Origin of the sequence: Fibrobacter sp. UBA3629 (assembly GCF_002374005.1) — a bacterium.
Taxonomy (GTDB): domain Bacteria; phylum Fibrobacterota; class Fibrobacteria; order Fibrobacterales; family Fibrobacteraceae; genus Fibrobacter.
In genome coordinates, this window is sequence record NZ_DFLC01000007.1 from 92,425 (window position 1) to 110,028 (window position 17,604).

At 53.6% G+C, this 17,604-nt stretch carries 14 protein-coding genes; 13 read left to right on the forward strand and 1 reads right to left on the reverse strand.

Annotation, left to right across the window (positions count from 1 at the left end):
- Position 1 precedes the first annotated feature (1 nt).
- Positions 2–1,531, forward strand: coding sequence for a sigma-54 interaction domain-containing protein (locus B2310_RS02535; RefSeq protein WP_290728448.1), 1,530 nt, complete (start codon positions 2–4; stop codon positions 1,529–1,531).
- 17 nt (positions 1,532–1,548) lie between these two features.
- On the opposite strand, the gene B2310_RS02540 is transcribed toward B2310_RS02535, so the two are convergent.
- The gene (locus B2310_RS02540) at positions 1,549–2,175 is read right to left on the reverse strand and encodes a hypothetical protein (protein ID WP_290728450.1); all 627 of its coding nucleotides are present in this window, start codon (positions 2,173–2,175) and stop codon (positions 1,549–1,551) included.
- A 250-nt stretch (positions 2,176–2,425) separates the two neighbouring features.
- Here B2310_RS02540 and tyrS point away from each other — a divergent pair, with 250 nt between their 5' ends.
- The 12 genes from tyrS (at position 2,426) to B2310_RS02600 (ending at position 17,546) form a co-directional block, all read left to right on the forward strand.
- Positions 2,426–3,643, forward strand: coding sequence for a tyrosine--tRNA ligase (tyrS, locus tag B2310_RS02545; RefSeq protein WP_290726233.1), 1,218 nt, complete (start codon positions 2,426–2,428; stop codon positions 3,641–3,643).
- Between the two features lie 8 nt (positions 3,644–3,651).
- A complete protein-coding gene (locus tag B2310_RS02550; RefSeq protein WP_173381881.1) occupies positions 3,652–4,608 on the forward strand; it encodes a 1-phosphofructokinase family hexose kinase in 957 nt (318 codons plus the stop codon).
- A gap of 11 nt (positions 4,609–4,619) precedes the next feature.
- Entirely contained in the window at positions 4,620–5,267 is a 648-nt protein-coding gene (gene mqnB, locus B2310_RS02555) for a futalosine hydrolase (RefSeq protein ID WP_173381880.1), read from the forward strand.
- Positions 5,268–5,314: 47 nt separating this feature from the next.
- A complete protein-coding gene (locus B2310_RS02560) occupies positions 5,315–6,130 on the forward strand; it encodes a 1,4-dihydroxy-6-naphthoate synthase (protein ID WP_290728452.1) in 816 nt (271 codons plus the stop codon).
- Between the two features lie 126 nt (positions 6,131–6,256).
- Positions 6,257–6,457 (forward strand): hypothetical protein, encoded by a 201-nt coding sequence (locus B2310_RS02565; protein ID WP_173366609.1) that lies wholly within the window; start codon positions 6,257–6,259, stop codon positions 6,455–6,457.
- 185 nt (positions 6,458–6,642) lie between these two features.
- The gene (locus B2310_RS02570; RefSeq protein WP_290726240.1) at positions 6,643–8,160 is read left to right on the forward strand and encodes an OmpA family protein; all 1,518 of its coding nucleotides are present in this window, start codon (positions 6,643–6,645) and stop codon (positions 8,158–8,160) included.
- An 11-nt stretch (positions 8,161–8,171) separates the two neighbouring features.
- Positions 8,172–10,418 (forward strand): tetratricopeptide repeat protein, encoded by a 2,247-nt coding sequence (locus B2310_RS02575; protein WP_173381877.1) that lies wholly within the window; start codon positions 8,172–8,174, stop codon positions 10,416–10,418.
- 46 nt (positions 10,419–10,464) lie between these two features.
- Positions 10,465–14,313 carry a tetratricopeptide repeat protein gene (locus B2310_RS02580; protein ID WP_290726243.1) on the forward strand — a complete coding sequence of 1,283 codons (3,849 nt, stop codon included), beginning with the start codon at positions 10,465–10,467 and terminating at the stop codon, positions 14,311–14,313.
- A gap of 189 nt (positions 14,314–14,502) precedes the next feature.
- The gene (locus B2310_RS02585; protein WP_173365556.1) at positions 14,503–15,123 is read left to right on the forward strand and encodes a MotA/TolQ/ExbB proton channel family protein; all 621 of its coding nucleotides are present in this window, start codon (positions 14,503–14,505) and stop codon (positions 15,121–15,123) included.
- 39 nt (positions 15,124–15,162) lie between these two features.
- Positions 15,163–16,056, forward strand: a complete 894-nt coding sequence (locus tag B2310_RS02590) for a biopolymer transporter ExbD (RefSeq protein WP_173381876.1) — start codon at positions 15,163–15,165, stop codon at positions 16,054–16,056.
- 2 nt (positions 16,057–16,058) lie between these two features.
- Positions 16,059–16,607: an ExbD/TolR family protein gene (locus B2310_RS02595; protein WP_290726247.1), complete on the forward strand. Its 549-nt coding sequence runs from the start codon at positions 16,059–16,061 to the stop codon at positions 16,605–16,607.
- A gap of 3 nt (positions 16,608–16,610) precedes the next feature.
- Positions 16,611–17,546 (forward strand): AgmX/PglI C-terminal domain-containing protein, encoded by a 936-nt coding sequence (locus B2310_RS02600; protein WP_290726249.1) that lies wholly within the window; start codon positions 16,611–16,613, stop codon positions 17,544–17,546.
- Positions 17,547–17,604 lie beyond the last annotated feature (58 nt).

Here is a 17,604-nt window from a genome sequence, read left to right on the forward strand (position 1 = left end):
TATGTCCTCCTCGCAATCCAAAATCCAAGAACTGGAACTGCTCTACAAGATCAGTTCCATTCTGAACCAGACGCTCGATTTCGAGAGTGTTGCACATCCGATTTTGGAGGTGGTGGAATCTACGATGGGCGTGGAACATGCGACGCTTACGCTGTACAACCGCCACACGGGCGAAATCTCCATCGAAATTGCGGAAGGCTTGAGCAGCCGTCAGGCGCGCAAGGGCCGCTACAAGGTGGGCGAGGGCATCACGGGCCGTGTCGTGGAAACCGGCAAGCCGATTATCATTCCTTCTGTGGCGAAGGACCCGGACTTCCTGGACCGTACGGGCCGCGGCAAGACGGAGGACAAGGCGTTCCTCTGCGTGCCCGTGATTATGGAGCACCAGGTGATTGGCGCCTTCAGTGCCGACGTGCAGAATCCGGTCGAAGACGAACTTCCCGAAAAGCTCCGCCTGCTTGAAATCATCGCGCAGATGCTTGCGGCGGCAGTGAAGCTCCGTCGCGAAGCCCGCGAAGAAAATGAACTCCTGAAGGCCGAAAACGAGCGCTTGACATTGGAACTCAAGGACCGTTTCCAGCCCGACAACATCATTGGTCGCTCCAGCGAGATGCAGCGCGTGTATGCGCAGATTGACCAGGTCTCGAAGAGCCCCCTCCCCGCGCTCATCGTGGGCGAGGTCGGTACGGGCAAGGGGCTCGTTGCAGAAGCAATCCATTACCGTTCCGACCGCAACATGGGCCCGTTCGTCCGCGTCCATTGCGCCTCCATGCCCGAATCGGTTCTTGACCGCGAACTGTTCGGCAGCGTGCGTGGCGCCCTTGTGGGCGTGTTCGCCGAGACGCCCGGCCGCGTAGAACAGGCCGAAGGCGGCACGCTGTTCCTCGACGAAGTGGGCGAACTCTCGCCGAACCTTCAGGTGAAACTCTTGCGCCTGTTGCAGAACGGCGAAGTGGAACGCATTGGCGCCCGCATCTCTAAAAAGGTGAACGTGCGCGTGATTGCGGCCACCACCAAGAACCTGCAGCAGATGGTCGAAGAGGGAACCTTCCGTGAAGACCTCTATTACCAGCTGCACATCTTCCCGATTTACGTGCCGCCGCTCAGGAACCGTAAGACGGACATCGTGCTTTTGGCGGACCACTTTGTGGAGCATTACTGCCGCATCGTGGGCAAGAACGTGCGCCGCCTTGCACGTACGACCATCAACATGCTCATGAGTTACCCGTGGCCCGGAAACGTGCGCGAACTGGAAAATGGTATTGAGCGCGCCGTCCTCGTTGCTGACGAGGACGTCATCTATCCGCACCATTTCCCGACCACGCTGCAGACCGCCGAAACCAGCGGTACCCCGGTGAACGGAAACCTGAAACTCATGGTGGAGGCCTACGAAAAGGACATCATCTGCGACGCCCTCAAGAGCAGCAAGGGAAAAGTTGCCGCTGCTGCGCGCAGTCTTTCCACGACTCCGCGCATTCTTACGTACAAAATAAACCAGCTCGGTATAGACCTCGCTGGTTTTGGAAAATAGATTTTTTGCTGGAAATTTTAGTTCCAGGTTGCGGTTAATCGCAGTGTTATGCCCAAGGACGATTCACTGTCATCATAAACAGTATTTGCAAAACCAAAAAGAAGTGCCGCCGATGCTCCGATTCCCCAGTTGTCACTGACCCACCATTCCTTGCCACCGCCAACTTGAAAGCCGAACCCGGAGTTGACATCCGCAGGAGTGTTTGCGCTGGCATTGACAGTGGCTTCGAATGTCCGTACGTCATTATTGGCATGGAACTGGCTTATTCCGAGAGAACCAGTGGCGAAAAAGTTACCGCCAAAATAATAGGTGACCCCCAAGCCGAGAAGGGACATGTTGGCTTTGATGTCGTCGTCGCCGTAGTAATCGTCGTCGCCTACGGTTCCTGTTTTCGTTGTTCCGGCAAGGGTCAAATGCAGGAGGGTGTTGTTGGCTATTCGTCCGCCTATTTTTACGTCGATGTCGGTGGCGGCTCCGGATTCGCTGAGGCTATGCAGATCATCCCCATCATCGGCAACGAAATGGATTGCCTGGTATCCCATGCCCAAAGCGAAACTCAGGAAAAACCCATCATGGGTTTTAGGCTCAGATGCTGCGAAGCTGAGTGCGGACGCAATGGCAACGATACAAAAAATGTTTTTCATTTATTCTCCTAGATTATTTTTGGATAAAATAAAGATAACTATCTATTGCCCCAAATCAAGGCTTTTTTTGTTGTTTTTTTTGAAAAAAAGTATGTGTTCTACGAATACATGACATCGGCACTTGTTTTTTTGTGGTCTTCTGTGCGGTAAAAGACCGATAATGCGATAAAGAACCGCATTGTGTTGAATGAGTTTACAATTCATTTCAAGCACTAATTCTATATTTCCCTCCGAAAAACAAGGAAACATTATGCAATTCCGTCCTGTAAAAGAACAGCTTGATATTTTGATGCGCGGCGTTATCGACGTCGTTCCGCAAGAAGAACTCGAAAAGAAACTCCAGAAGTCCTACGATACCGGGGTCCCGCTCCGTATCAAGATGGGTGTTGACCCGACAGCCCCGGACGTGCACTTCGGCCACACGGTCGTGATGCGCAAGCTCCGCCAGTTCCAGGACTTGGGACACACGGTTGTGCTCATTGTGGGTGACTACACTGCCCAGATTGGTGACCCGAGCGGCCGCAACAAAGCCCGCCCGCGCCTCACGCATGAACAGGTGCTCGAGAACGCGAAGGAATACCAGGAACAGTTCTTCAAGGTCGTCCGCCGCGACCAGGTGGAAATCCACTACAACGGCGAATGGTTCTCCAAGCTCCCGTTCAGCAAGGTGACCGAACTCATGGGCCAGTTCACTGTAGCCCAGATGCTTGAACGCGAAGACTTCCACAACCGCTACACGGCCAACACGCCCATCAGCCTGCACGAATTCATGTACCCGATGATGCAGGGCTACGATTCCGTCGCCATCCAGAGCGACGTGGAATTGGGCGGCACCGACCAGAAGTTCAACGTGTTGCGCGGTCGTGACCTCCAGATTTTCGAAGGCATGGAACCGCAGATCGGTCTCTTTATGCCGATTTTGCTCGGTACGGATGGCAAGGTCAAGATGAGTAAGTCCATCGGTAACTACGTGGGCCTCAACGAACCCGCCGACGTGATGTACCACAAGATTTACAGCCTCGCTGACAGCATCGTCGAGAACTGGTTCGAACTCCTGACGAACATTCCGCTTGCAGAAATCAAGCAGATGATGGCAGACATTGCCGCAGGCAAGATGAACCCGAATGATGCCAAGCACCGCCTCGCCATCGATATCGTGACGCAGTACTACGGTGCGGAGGCCGCCGAGGCCGCCGCCGCGAAGGAACGCGAAATCCACAGCGGTAACGCCATCCCGAGCGATGCTGCCGAATGCAGCGTGGCTCCCGGCACCTACGGAGCGCTCGACCTGCTTGTAGAAATCAAGGCCTTCGCCTCTAAGGGCGAAGCCCGCCGCATGGTCCAGAACGGCGGCGTGAAGGTTGCCGGCGAAAAGCTTGCAGACCCGCAGGCCCAGATTGAAATCAAGGGCGGCGATAATCTTGTCGTCCAGGTGGGCAAGCGCAAATTCTACAAGGTGAATTTCTAGGGAGAATTATGCCTCAGGAAACGTTGATTCTCGGTCTCAATCCCGCCTGGCAGCGCCTGTTCTTTGTGGACAAATTTACGCTGGGCGAAGTCCATCGTGTCTCGAAAGTCGAGGAATACGCTTCGGGCAAGGGAATCAACTGTGGACGCGTGCTGCAACTCCTGGGTGGTTCTCCGCTGATGATGCACTTCCTGGGCTCGGAATACGGTCCGCGCATTTTCGATGAAATTTCGGCTTGCGGAATCAACCAGGCTCCCGTGTGGATCAAGGAGCCGACCCGCATCTGCACGACAATCGTGAGCGAGGGCAGTTCAACCGAGCTGATTGAACCTTCCCCGATTATTACCCCGTCCGAGAATGACGACTTTATCCAGAGCCTCAACGAGTACTGGAATTCGACGCAGAGCGTGGCTTTGTGCGGCACATTCCCGCAGGGCTTTGATGTTACGCTGATAAATAATCTCGACTTCGCGGGCAAAAAGATTTACATCGATGCAATCGAGAATGTCGATGCATGGCTTGCCAAGGGCGTCGAATTGCTGAAGATAAACTTGCAGGAGTATTGCAAGCTTCTTTCGCGTCTGGGAATTCCGCAGGTGATGTCTAGTCCGCAGTTCTGGAAGATGACGGCGACAGCCGTCCTGGAACGCCTCCCCATCAAGAACCTGGTGGTGACCGACGAGGAATCTCCGGTCCATGCGTTCAGGCTTGTGGAGAAGAAGTTCCAGGAACTGATTCTGCAGCCTACCACAATCGAGGTCCAGAACAATGTAGGGGCCGGCGATTCCTTCTTTGCGGGTTGGCTCTATGCCGACAGCATGGGGCTTGATTTCGAAGAATGCCTCGTGAAATCTACCGCGGTAGCCGTCGCTCGTTGCGAAGTCGAAAAACCCTGGATGCTTTCGCTCGAAAGGATTGCGGAACTCGAAGGCGAACTCAAGTCCGAAGTGGAAAGACTCGAGTAACGGGGGCTGCCATGAGCAAGACCCTCGTCGCGTTTGCATCCAAGCAAGAATTCAGCGCCCTGTTCCCGAAGATTTCGGCCGTCGTGGCGTCGTCTACGCCCCAACCCCTGAACAGCGCTTTGGAATTGGCTGTCTGCGGGGTGGGCCTTCTTGATTTTTCCGTGAACCTTGCTCAGTTCCTTTCCCAGGGCAAGTATGACCGAGTTGTCCAGGTGGGCGTTTGCGGTGCGTATCCGGGCCGCGGTATCGGGGTGGGCGAGGTGGTCCGCGTCGATTCCGAAATCGTGGGTGATATCGGAGTTCAAACGCGAGAAGGGCATTTTGTTCCCTGGGGAGATGTTTCCGGTGCGACCGTTTCCTATAGGGGAGATTCTCCGCGGTTCTTGACGCTTCCCCTTGCGACGGTCCGTTCCGTTTCGGGCGTCACCGTCAACTGCTGCACGGGCACTGCCTACCTCGCTTCCCGCCGCTCCGCGCTTTTCGATGCCGATGTTGAGACCATGGAGGGGGCCGCCTGCTTTGCCGTATGCAAGCGTTTTGGCGTGAGTGGCTATCAGTTCCGTGCCGTGAGCAACATCGCTACCGACCGCGACACTTCCGCCTGGCGTATCCCCGAGGCGCTGAAAGCCCTCAAGGAGCAGGTCTTGGATAACCTTTAACCCGCCTCCCGCACCTCCCTTCATCTATCATCAATCATCCATTAACCATGCGTCTTTCCCTCGGCATCTCCACCTGTCCCAACGACACCTACATCTACGAAGCACTCGTCCGTGGTCTCGAAAAGTCCCCCTTTGAATGGGACGTGCATTTTGCCGATGTGCAGACCCTGAACGAGATGGTGTTGCGCGGCGAACTCGACGTGGCGAAGGTAAGCGCACAGGTCTATCCGAAGATTCGTGACCGCTACGTGTGCCTCGGGTGCGGTGGCGCCATCGGGTATGGCTGTGGCCCGCTCCTGCTCTCTTCGGGCTCCAGCACCTTCGACCCTGCACAGGAAACTGTCCTTCCCGGAGCAAATACGACGGCCGCGCTCCTGTTCCGCTTCTGGTTTTCGCGCGAATATGGCGACAAGTCTGGCCGTCCTGGCGTGTGTGCACCGCAGGTGCGTTACGCCCTTTTCAACGAGGTCTATTCCTCGCTGCTAGACAAGTCTGCGGCCCAGGGGGTCACCATTCATGAGCATCGCTTCACCTGGAAACGTGACGGACTTCACATGCTGCAGGATCTCGGTGCTTACTGGGAAGAGCATACTGGTTCGCCGATTCCGCTTGGAATAGCTGTATCTCGCCGCTCGCTTTCAGATGAAGTTGTAAGGAATGTCGAATGCGAAATTCGCCGAAGCCTGCTCGAGGCGCAAAATCGGATTGAGCTTGTGACTCCGTTCATCCGTGAAAAGGCGCAAATTTCCGACGAAAAGGTCATCGAGTCGCACATTCGGATGTTCGTCAACGACTTCTCCAGGGATGTGGGAGTGGACGGTCGCCGCGCCTTGGAATGCCTCTGGACGGCCTCAGAGTGTTGATAACCTGTTGACAAGCCAAAAAATCGTGTAATAATCCGTAAACGTAAAATTGTTTTTACAAAATAGCGAATTTTTGCGAAAAACTTTATTTATTTTCCAAAAAGCATCTTTTTAGGGAGTTCAACTATGAGCTTAGTCAACGACCTCGATCTCGAAGTGGAAAACTTCAAACGTGAGTACGAAAAGTTCGAACGCGGCAACAAGTCTGCCGGGACTCGTGCGCGCAAGGTTCTGCAGGACATCAAGAAGACCTGCCAGGAAATCCGCGTGTCGATCCAGGGCGCGAAGAAGGAGGAGGAAAAGTCGAACCTTCCCCCCGAGAATTGACGATTCTTGCCTTCCGTAACGGCTTAACTTCGCATTTTTAGGCTTTTTTTTGTCTATTTGGCAAAAAAACGTTTGACCGAAGCCCGTTATGAAGGTATATTCCCTCTTGGGTTTTTGAATTTGTCGATTCGGCAAACCTAAAACAAACGATTTTATGTGTTCTATGATTGGAGAAACGTAGCAGTATGACCCTAAAGAAACTGGTCTTCATTACGGCCGGGGCTTTGCTTCTTTCCGGAACCGCCATGGCAAGGATTATCAACGTGCCTGGCGAATTCCAGAAGATTGGCGATGCTCTCGGCAACGCCGATGCTGGCGATACCATCAAGGTAGCGCGCGGCACCTATAACGAAAACATCACTCTGGTGATGGGTGTGGTCTTGAAAGGCGAAGATCCGCTGACAACTATTATCGACGGTGGCCGTAATGGTCCGACTGTCATGGGAACCTCGGGCGCGGAAATGTCGCACTTCACTGTGAGGAACGGCCTTGAAGGTATTCTTTGTGAAAACGCTGCTCCTTACATTCACCACTGCTATGTGGTGGACAACCATGCTACGGGTATCGGTGCGTTCATTTCGCTCCCGCATCTCCGTAACAACGTGGTGTTCGGCAACCGCTGGTCCGGCATCCTCGCTTGGGGTGCTAAGTCCCTCGACGCCTTCATCGAGCACAACGTCGTGCTCCGCAACGGCTATTCGGGCCTTGCCCTGAAGGGACCGACGAACGTGATTGCCCGTAACAACATCTTCATGGAAAACCACTACTACGGTGTGTTCGCCGACCCGGCCGCCGGCCAGACGAAGGTGGAGTACAACAACATCTACAAGAACTACTACCCGTTCAACCAGTTCATCAAGGTGAACCGCACGAACGTTTCGCTCGATCCGAAGTTCATGAACCACTCCGCTTCGAAGCCGAACTACTACTGCCAGTCCACCTCGCCGATGCTGAAGCGCGGCAAGGGCAAACTGGATATCGGTCTTACTACGGTCGAGGTCGTGAAGGAAGAAGAACAGGTCGAGGAAACTCGTAACCCGGATACCGATGCCGATGGCCTCTGCGATCCGTGGGTTTCCGAAGATGGCGTTACGGATAAATACGCAAGTGTCTGCACGGGCGTCGACAACTGCCCCGAAGAAGCTGAAGACTTCGACGGTTACCAGGATGACGACGGCTGCCCGGATGCGGACAACGACCGCGACGGTCTCTGCGATCCGTGGGTCGAAGCCAAGGGCTTGCTCCCCAACTTTGCTCATGTGTGCAAGGGCGTTGACCTCTGCCCCGAACAGGCTGAAACTACGAACAGCTATAAGGATGAAGACGGATGCCCGGATGAAGTCCCGCAGCCGCCCAAGAAGGTGTTCGTTCTCGAAGGCGTGAACTTCGAATCCGGCAAGGCTACTATTACTCCTGATTCCCACATCTCCCTCATGAAGGTGGTGGACATCATGGAAACCTTTACCGAAGCTACATTCAAGATTGTCGGCCATACAGACAACGTTGGTTCCAAGGATAAGAACAAACAGCTTTCTGCAGACCGCGCCGCTGCCGTGAAGAACTTCCTCGTTGAAAACGGCATTTCCGAAAGTCGAATTGAGACCGAAGGTATGGGCGATGCCAAGCCGGTGGCCTCCAACAAAACCCCTGAAGGGCGTGCGCAGAACCGTCGTATCGAGTTCATCCGCACGGATATCAAGTAAAGGAGTAGGTGATGATGCATACTAGTTTCATCAAAACGTCAGTCCTCGGACTTACTGTGGCTGCGAGCTCTCTGTTTGCAGAAGCCACCTACGCTCCACACAAGTATCAGCAGAACGACTGGTTCGCCGAATTCGGCGGCAACACGTCCATGTACGTGAACCCGGCAAGCATTGCGGAAACTGACCAGCTCGAATTCAGTGCGGCATTCTTCAGTTCCATCAGCGGTGAAGCGAGCCAGGAATACGTGAGCTTGACTTTCCCGATGGATTACAAGCATACGCTCGGTTTCTCCTTCTTCGAAAACGGTGCATCCATTGACGGAGGCAAGTCCTATGGCGAATATGCCTTCATGTTCGGCTACGCCTACAACTTGTTCCAGCTCGTCTCCTTGGGTGTAGACCTCTCCGTGCTCTATATCAACCAGTTCGATGATGTGAAGCAGTTGACTGTCGGTACCGATGTCGGTGTCAGCTTCAACCCGCTCGCTTCTTCGAAGCTTGGCTACCTCCTTATCGGTGTTGCCTTGCAGAATGTCGTTCAGCCGGGTGTTAGCACCGAGAACGGTGACGGCGGATTCTCGTTCGTTACTCCGGGATTCTTCGGTGCCGACCGCGATGATGCCTACATCATCCCGGCCAACCTGAACGTCTCCCTCTTCTATCGTGGCCTCAACAGGAGCCTCGAAGCGAAGATCGAATTCTCCTTCATCGATATCTTCCACAACGACGCGGAAGGTGGTGAAGGCTTCAACCTCGAAACAAGCTTCACCTTGACCTATTACCTCTCTCCGCACTTGGGCGTGCGTGGCCGCTTCACCAAGGAAGGCTACTTCGTCGCTGGAGCAACGGTGAATGTCAAGGACGTGAGCATCTTCCGTTACCTCTCTCTTGACCTCGAAATGTCGCACGACGACCTCTATGCCAAGAAGAACCGTGGCTTCATCTGGGCTGTGAAGATTACTTCTCGCTTCGGTGATACCCGTGAAGAGAAAATCGGTGAAGAACGTTACCGTCGCTTGAAGATCGAGCCTGAAAACGACTACCGCGCTGCAATGCGTCTGTACTTGAACCGTCAGTTCCTCGAAGCCGCTTATGCTTTCGGTAAGGTTCAGACCAAGTACCCGGCATTCCACTTGGTGGACCAGGCTGCGTTCTACAAGGCGAAGTCCTTCGAAAACCTCCGTATGCACAAGGCTGCAAAGTCCGTGTACGAAGACGCTATCAAGCGCTATCCGCAGAGTGACCAGAAGGCCAAGTACCACTTCCAGTTGATGAACATCGACTACAAGGAAGGCAAGTATACCGAAGCCATGGCCAAGTACCAGAACATCGCCCAGAAGTTCGGTGAAAGCGACGTGAAGGCTGACGCTGACTACATTGCCGGCCAGATTAAGTTCGAACAGGGTCTCTACCAGGAATCTGTTGACCTGCTCGCCGCCATCCTTCCGGGTAACGCGAACTACTTCTACGCCCGTTACACCATGGGTATCGCCTACAGCCGTCTCGGCAAGTGGGAAGAAGCTGAAAACTGCTTCCGCGACATTACCGAGCAGCAGTACTCCAACCAGTCCGAACAGGATTTGCAGGATGCCGCCCGTGTGAAGCTCGGCCACATCTACTTCTCTGGCGAAAAGGCTGACATTGCCGCCGCCGCTCAGATGTACGGACAGGTGCAGGCCGGATCCCCGGTGTATGACGAAGCGATGCTCGGCATTGCATGGTCCTTCCTCAAGGTGAACAAGCCCGATGAAGCGATGAAGCCGGCTCAGTGGATCATCTCTAACCTTCCGGAATCCTTCCTCGTGTCCGAAGCTTACCTCGTTCAGGGTTACTGCTACTTCATGAAGAAGGAATACAAGAAGGCCGCCGCTTCTCTCGAACAGGCCGAAAAGAAGACCGAAAAGCCCGCAGTCTCTGTTGCATCCCGCGACAGCGCCCGCCAGGCCTACGATGCCATGCAGGGTGAGTTCGACTCCGTGCAGGTCCAGGCTCTTGACCTTGCCCGCCAGTTGCCGACTCCGCGTGTGCAGAGCAAGCGCGAAGCCCTGCGTCCGACTTTCGACAAGGCGAACCAGGCTATCGAAGATTATGCAGCATTTACCCAAAGAGCTCTTCAGAGTGACCGCTTCGAATCTAACCGTAAGCGCATCCTCGAAGACGCCGGCTTCACTCTCGCTACTGTGAGGACCAAGATGGGTCAGGGTGAAACTTCGTCCGAAGCTGCTCAGGAACTTGAAGAATTGGAGGACCTGGAGTAATCCGGGGCCTCCCCTTTTTTATGAATATATAGGTGGATAGAGAACGATGAAAAAAATCATTCTTGTCGCGGCAGTTGTGTGCTCCTTTATTGGAACTTCCTTTGCCGCATCGGATCCTTGCAAGGAAAAGACTAGCGAAGCGAAAAAAATGCTTGCCAAGTGCAAGTCCATCGGAAAGGGCAAATCTGGTTATGAACAGTGCGCCAATTCCTATAAGGTCATCAAGAACCAGGCTGAACAGGCTTGCCGTTCTGGTGGTCTCGACGAAGAGGGTATGAAAAAGGCTATTGCCCAGTGGGAAAAGCTTGCCAAGGGCGAAACCTGTAAGGGCAAGCTTTCTGACCGCTGTGCAGGCGCCCTCCAGCAACTGGGTCACTACCAGTTCATGCTCGAAGAAAAGCAGTTCTTGGACATCCAGGCCCAGTACGAAGAAGATGTTGCCTGGTGTGCCGACCGCGATAACAAGCCGGCCAAGTGCGCCAACATCAGCCAGTATCCGAAGGCCGATCACCAGAAGGCTCTGGGATACTTCCTCGAGTACATCGACAAGTACCCGAAGGCCCCGAAGATTCCGGTGGTGCTCTACCAGGCAGCTGCCGTGCAGGAAGCGAGTGGCGAAGACGCGAAGGCTTTCAAGCTTCGTGAACGCCTCGTCAAGAACTTCCCGAACGACGGTCTCGTGCCGAAGGCTTGGCTCCGTATCGCTGAATACCACTTCATGAACCGCAAGTTCAAGGACGCTATCGCCGCCTACAAGAAGGTGACTGGCTTCGAGAACCTCACCGGTAAGGAAGCGGCCCTCGCCATGTACCACTTGGCTGAATCCTACTACAATATTGCCGAATACGAAACTGCTGCTTACAAGTACTACGAATACATCATCGGTGCCGACAAGGGTAAATATCCTAACGACCTCCGCGCCGAAGCTATGGACTTCATGGCGGCCTCCTTCTCTGACTTGGAAGGTGGTGGTGTCGCCGAGGCCGAATCCTTCCTCAAGGACAAGAAGGTTCCGTTCAAGGATTCCGTGTACTACCGCATCGGTATGAAGAACAAGGATCATGACCGTAACGAAGAAGCGGTCCAGTCCTTCAAGCGCTTGATGCAGATCAACCCGGACTACATCGATGCTCCGCTTGCCGATATTGCCATGATCGAAATCTTGCTCGTGCAGCAGAAGTTCGACGAAGCCCAGCAGTACCGTTACGTTGTGGTGAAGCGCTACGACAAGAATTCCTCTTGGCGCAAGAAGAACACCAAGTATAAGGAATCCGTCGCGAACGCCGACAAGGCCATCCGTGGTGCTATGCTCGAAATTCCGCACTACCATCACCAGCAGGCCGCGAAAATCACCAAGGAAGGTGATATCGAGGGCGGTAAGAAGCGCTATGCAGAAGCTATCAAGGCTTACGAAGCATTCTTGACCCGTTACAAGAACGAGCCGACGTGGGATGAATACACCGTGCATATCGACCTCGCTGCCGCCTACCAGGAAATGGGCCAGCATGCGAACGCCGCCAAGATGTTCAACTGGATCGTCGATACCGATACGACTCGCTATGGTCGCCGCGCACTCGGTTCTGCAGCGCTCCTGAAGAAGGAAGAAGCTGCGTACAACGCCGTTCTTATGATGGACCAGGCTCGCGAAGAGGCCTTGAAGACCAAGGCTCAGGGCGATACGGTCAAGGCTTACAGTCTCCCCGAAACGAAGGCGTACTTCGCCCAGGTGGACAAGTACATGCAGAAGTTCGGCCAGAACAAGGAAGCTGCTGAACTTGCCTACAACGCTGCTCTCGTCCATTACAATGCAAAGCAGTTCTCTGTTGCGGTCAACGTTCTCCGTGAACTTCGTACGAAGTATCCGAACCACCAGTACATCCTGCTCATCAGCCAGATGCTTGCCAAGTCCCTCCTGGAATCCAACCAGCTTGACGAAGCCCTTAAGGAATTCGAATGGCTGTTGAAGCAGTACACGCAGGTGAAGGCCACCAAGAACGACTCGATGGCCAAGGAAACCGAGAAGGCTATTGCATTCGTGCTCTACCAGATGGCAGAAAAGTCCGTGAAGGAAGGCCAGTACGAGAAAGGCGCTAACGCTTACCTTGCTCTCGTGAAGCGCTACCCGAAGGTCGAAATTGCCGACAAGGCCATCTTCGAAGCCGCTGCCGCATACGAAAGTGCAAACCAGTACACCAAGGCTGCAGAAACCTTCATGATTTTGCCTAAGCAGTATGCCGGCTCTCCCTTGACTATCAAGGGTGTGCTCCGTGCCGCTTCCGCCTACAAGAAGGATAACAAGCCGCAGCTTGCCGCAACGACGTTCCTCTTCATCACGAACAACTTCCCGCAGGATTCCATGGCCTTCCAGGCTATCGGCTTTGCTGCTGCCGTGTATGATTCCATCCCGGATAAGAAGAATGCCGCTGTCACTTATGAACTTGCCTACAAGCGCTACCCGAAGAACGAGAAGACACCGAGCTTCCTCTACAGTGCCTGCTTGAGCTACGACGAAGCGAAGATGACCGACGAGGCTATCCGCTGCTCCAAGGATCTCGTGCGTGATTATCCGAAGAGCACCTACGCTCTCGATGCTGCGTTCTCCATCCCGATGGCCTACGCGAATGCTAAGAAGTGGGATCTCGCCGCTTCCGAATACCATAACTTCATCAAGATGTACCAGGAAGACAAGGAAAAGCTGATTGCCGCTTACATCGGTGCAGCCCGTGCCTACATGGAACTCAAGGAAGAAGACAAGGCTATTGCCGACTACGAACAGACCCTCAAGAACTACGACAAGTTCGGTCTCCAGATCAAGAACGCTGACCCGGGCGTCCCGGCCGAAGCCGCCTTCTACATGGGCGAACACGAGTTCCACAAGATGGACCCGATCGTGCTGAAGGGTAAGGAAAAGGATAAGGCGAAGATCGTTAAGCAGTTGGTCGAAATCCTCCAGAAGGCGATGGGCCACTACTCCAAGTCTGCTGCCTACGCATCTGAAAAGTGGACCTTCCGTTCTACCAATAAGATGGGTATGCTCTTCGTGACCATGGCCGCCAAGATTCGCGAACAGGAAATGAATGCTAAGAAGGAGGACGAAAAGTTTGCCGAACGTATTACTATCGTGCAGCAGCTGCCGAGCTACTACGAACAGGCCCGTCCGATCTTCCAGAAGAATATCGACCTTGCCCGCGACCAGGGCTTCTACAACAAGGACGTGATCGAGGCCGAAGAAGGCTATATCGAGATGTTCTACCAGGGTTGTGCCGTGTTTGTCGAAGTGGCTGACGCCTTCGCGAATGCACCTCTTCCGGATAGTGCGCAGATTGTTGCTTACTACGTTGCGGAAGAAGGCATGACCAAGGAAGACGCTATGGAAGCCGTGCACGAAGACCAGGAGGCCTACCGTGAGGAATTGGCCAACAAGTCCGATGCTTCCAAGCAGCTCGCTATTCCGCAGTGCGCTACGGGTATCAAGGCTTCCGCCCACTACGGTATCGACAACCAGTGGACTGCAAAGTTGTTCGAAACCCTGCGCAGTTTGGACGAGGCTAACGAGGTTCTTGCAACAAAGATCGAGAAATTCGACCCGTCTACGCTGTTCTCTGACCCGGCGTACTTCAAGACTAAGGCTCGTATCGAACAGATTTCGAAGTCCGAAGTCATGACTCCGGAAGAAAGGATCAACACTTTCCGCGAAATCATCAAGGATGCGAAGGCTGAGGCCGAAAAGCTCCGTGCTGAACTCGCCGACCTCCAGAAGCAGATTGCTTCGGGCGTTTCCGCACCGGCTTCTGAACCCGAACCTTCGATGTCTGAACCCGAACCGGAACCGGAAGCAGCTCCCGCTGCTCCCGCCAAGAAGAAGGGTGGTAAGAAGAAGGGTAAGAAAAAATAGCGGTAAAATCTATTTTACGGGGGACCTCGTTCATGGGTTCCCCCCTATTATTTGGGTTTTTTAGGGGGTGAAATGGTAGTAAATATAATTTTACCCGTTTTACCCTCCTAAATTGCTCTAAAAAAAATAAATATGAACAAAGATTTCAAAAAACAAAAACAACAAACAACACTCTAAAGGAGTACTCTAATGTCTAAAATGCTTCAATCCTTCAGCCCTGAATCCGATGGTTGGCAGTTCATGTGGATCATCCTGGCTGTGTTCATCATCGGCCTCGGTATCTCCATCGAACGTATCATCTACATCATGGTGAAGAGCTCCAAGGGCCGCGCCAAGTTCCTCGCTGATTTCGGTAAGCTCATCTCTTCTCAGCAGTTTGACCAGGCTCTGAGCCTCGCCAATGCTACCAACCTCCCGGTTGCCCGTATCATGTCTGCGATCGTTTCTAACCGTGCCGGTGGCCGCGAAGGCATGCAGGCTGCTTGCGATGCAGTGTTCCTGACTGAAGCTCCGCGTCTGACTCGTTACATTAGCCTTGTTTCCGTGATGGCTTCCATCTCCACGTTGCTCGGACTTATGGGTACGATTTACGGTCTGATCTACACCTTTGACGCTGTGGCTAACAAACCCGCTTCTGAACGTGCCAAGGCTCTTTCCGACGGTATCGCTATCGCTATGGGTACGACGCTTGAAGGACTTCTCTCCGCAGTGCCTCTCCTGGTCATTGTGGGCTTCCTCAACATGAACTCTGAACGCCTTATCCAGGAAATGGAAGAAAAGGGCCTCAAGATTATCAACTCCCTTTGCTAATCACTAATAAGAGTTAGTTTTTAAATGGAGTTTTAAAACATGGCAAAAGAAGTCAAGAAACCAGCAAAGCCTGAAGAACCGGACCTGTTGCCGGCGATGGGCTTGTTCACCATCCTGATTCCTATGCTTTTGTCCATGGCTGCTTTCTCTAAGCTGGCAATCGTCCAGGTCAACCTGCCCGAACGCAGTATGATGACCAACACTGACGAACAGCAAGAACCTGACCAGCAGGCTTTGAACCTGTCGCTCGGCATCACGAACGATTATCTCGTGATTGGTGCCCGTGGCGGTTTCCAGCCGAACGTCTATTTCAAGGAAATGTGGACGTTCCGCTGCAAGTCCGATGCCAAGCTGATTACGCATGCCGTTGAAGATGTCAAGGCTGCGGTAGAAAGTGGGCATGGCCCGAAATGCAAGGATGGTAGCGAGATGGATAAAGAGAAGTATCTCTATGAAATCGAAGCTATCGAACTTTGGGCTATTCACAAGGAATCCGAAGAAGATCCGGGCCGCGTGATGTGGGCTCTCTACACGAACGGCGGAACGGCCGAAGAACCGATCGCCGACAGTGCCTATGTCAACGGCAACAACGACTTCCTCTCGCTTCCGGGCGAAGGCCCCATGGGGCTCACTCCTCCGCCGGCTTTGAAGAAGCCTGCTGCCGGAACAGCCCTTGCGACCCTTACCCCGAACTCTGCACGTCAGCTGAAACCTGATGTTGCGGCTAAGAATCTCATCTACCCGCTCTCGGCTTACGACCTGATCGCTAAGGATCTGATCGCAATCCATACACAGTTCATTGACCTGGAAGACGTCGACAACATCATTATCGTGGCTAACTACGATACGCAGTTCGACAAGATCATCCAGCTCATGGACCGTTCTAAGGAAGCGGGCTTCAGCAAGATCAACCTTGCGCTCTTGGGAGGTTAATCATGGCTAGAAGAACTCGTAAATACGCAGACGACGTCCCGTTCTCGATTACCTCGATGATGGACATGATGACCATCATCCTGGTGTTCATGATCAAGAACATGGACGCTGAAGGTCAGCTTTTGACCCAGGCCGAGAACCTGATTCTTCCGATTTCCACGTCCAAGCTCCAGCCGACTGAAGTTTCCTTGACCATCGTTATCGATGCGAACAATGTCGTGGTCGATAATGAAAAGGTTGTGGCAACTTCGGACGTGAACGAACAGGAAGACCTTTGTGTTCAGCCTGTGCTCTCAACACTCTACCAGAAGCGCAAAGCCGAAGTGGATCAGCGCTTGCGTCAGGGCCAGCCCGCCGACGAAGCCGGAAGCGTGGTTGTCCAGATTGACAAGAACATCCCTTACAACGTGATGTATAAGGTGATGGCTACCTGCGGTATCGCCGGTGTGCCGTCCTGCACCTCTTCCGAAGGCGAAGCCGGTTACGAGAAGATGAGTGGCTATACGAACGTTTCCTTTGCTGTTATGGAAAAGAACGGAGGGGAGGAATAATCTATGGCTAAGAAAAATACTCCTGTAGATCCGTTAGTTGCATCTTTGATGCCGGAATCCGACAAGAAGATGGGTGCCATTGCTGGCGGTTCCGTGCTTGTCGCTCTCGCCCTTTCTTTCTGGGCTTCCATGTACGAAGCGGTCGTCGATGAAGTTATCTTCGACACTTCGGAAGGTCCGGACCTGACTGCTTCTATGTCCATGGACGAGAAGAAGGAAGAAAAGAAGGAAGAGAAGAAGAAGGAAGAACCCAAGAAGCCTCGTAAGAAGGCCGGTGGCGGTGGTAAGCCGCGTGGTAAGGGCCAGCCGAACGCTCCGCAGACTCGCGGCGTGCTCAAACTCCTTACTGCCCAGACCAAGACTGCCAGTGCTGCTGCTTACGACCTCATGAAGAACCAGAAGTTCACCAAGGACATCGACAAGGTTCTTAAGGACGTGGCTGGCCTCCAGACGACGGGTAAGACCGTTCTCGGTGGTCGTCGCGGTAAGGCTGATGGCGGCTTCAACGAAGGTTATGCCGAAGGTGGCGCCGGTGGTATCGGCGACGGCCTTGCAGGCCTCTTCGGTGGCGGCGGTGGCGGTATCGCTACTAAGGCCAAGGGTAATATCAAGACCCCGTCTGCTCGTGATATCGACATGGGTGCCGGTGGCGGATCCCGTTCCGCTGCGGACATCATGAAGGTCGTGCGCCAGCGTACTCCGGGTCTGCGTCACATCTATAACAAGTTCCTGAAGAAGAAACCGGGATTCCAGGGTAAGGTTACCTTGAAGTTCACGATCGCTCCGGGTGGCGAAGTTATCAGTATTTCCATTGTGTCTTCCACCACCGGTTACGGCGAATTTGATGCTCAGGTCAAGAGCGCTGTCAGTAGGTGGACGTTCAGCAAGGTCAAGTCTGGTAACACGACTGTGACGATTCCGTTTACCTTCACCGAATAATCCGTATTTGGCTGAAAAAAGGACCAAGCCCAAAAAGCTTGGTCTTTTTTTATTTTTC

Bases quoted from the DNA above. Each gene is read 5' to 3' on its own strand.
- B2310_RS02585 (WP_173365556.1), top strand. From the start codon at position 14,503: ATGTCTAAAATGCTTCAATCCTTCAGCCCTGAATCCGATGGTTGGCAG.
- B2310_RS02575 (WP_173381877.1), top strand. From the start codon at position 8,172: ATGATGCATACTAGTTTCATCAAAACGTCAGTCCTCGGACTTACTGTG.
- B2310_RS02535 (WP_290728448.1), top strand. From the start codon at position 2: ATGTCCTCCTCGCAATCCAAAATCCAAGAACTGGAACTGCTCTACAAG.
- B2310_RS02590 (WP_173381876.1), top strand. From the start codon at position 15,163: ATGGCAAAAGAAGTCAAGAAACCAGCAAAGCCTGAAGAACCGGACCTG.
- B2310_RS02560 (WP_290728452.1), top strand. From the start codon at position 5,315: ATGCGTCTTTCCCTCGGCATCTCCACCTGTCCCAACGACACCTACATC.
- B2310_RS02550 (WP_173381881.1), top strand. From the start codon at position 3,652: ATGCCTCAGGAAACGTTGATTCTCGGTCTCAATCCCGCCTGGCAGCGC.
- B2310_RS02580 (WP_290726243.1), top strand. From the start codon at position 10,465: ATGAAAAAAATCATTCTTGTCGCGGCAGTTGTGTGCTCCTTTATTGGA.
- B2310_RS02600 (WP_290726249.1), top strand. From the start codon at position 16,611: ATGGCTAAGAAAAATACTCCTGTAGATCCGTTAGTTGCATCTTTGATG.
- tyrS (WP_290726233.1), top strand. From the start codon at position 2,426: ATGCAATTCCGTCCTGTAAAAGAACAGCTTGATATTTTGATGCGCGGC.
- B2310_RS02595 (WP_290726247.1), top strand. From the start codon at position 16,059: ATGGCTAGAAGAACTCGTAAATACGCAGACGACGTCCCGTTCTCGATT.
- mqnB (WP_173381880.1), top strand. From the start codon at position 4,620: ATGAGCAAGACCCTCGTCGCGTTTGCATCCAAGCAAGAATTCAGCGCC.
- B2310_RS02565 (WP_173366609.1), top strand. From the start codon at position 6,257: ATGAGCTTAGTCAACGACCTCGATCTCGAAGTGGAAAACTTCAAACGT.
- B2310_RS02570 (WP_290726240.1), top strand. From the start codon at position 6,643: ATGACCCTAAAGAAACTGGTCTTCATTACGGCCGGGGCTTTGCTTCTT.
- B2310_RS02540 (WP_290728450.1), bottom strand. From the start codon at position 2,175: ATGAAAAACATTTTTTGTATCGTTGCCATTGCGTCCGCACTCAGCTTC.